Here is a 281-nt window from a genome sequence, read left to right on the forward strand (position 1 = left end):
AATGCCAATAACAGAAAATATCACAAAGCGGTCATAGATAAGGTCGCCACTTATTATCACACCGATTTAGAAAAGGAGATCACGATAGATCGGCTGAATCATGGAAAAAAAGCCCTGCGGGCCGGAAAGGTGGTGCCAAAGAGGATACAACAGAAAGTTAGCAGCAATGATCCAGAAAGTGGATGGTTCCATAAGGGTGAACACAAGCAGGTATTTGCCTATAGTGTCCAGACAGTTTGTGAAAAACATGGCTGGATACTCAACTATACAATCAACCCAGG

At 43.1% G+C, this 281-nt stretch carries 1 pseudogene; it reads left to right on the forward strand.

What is annotated here, in order from left to right:
- A pseudogene (locus tag FC83_RS17465) lies at nucleotides 1–281 on the forward strand (IS5/IS1182 family transposase); the annotation flags it as partial.

Origin of the sequence: Agrilactobacillus composti DSM 18527 = JCM 14202 (assembly GCF_001436375.1) — a bacterium.
Taxonomy (GTDB): domain Bacteria; phylum Bacillota; class Bacilli; order Lactobacillales; family Lactobacillaceae; genus Agrilactobacillus; species Agrilactobacillus composti.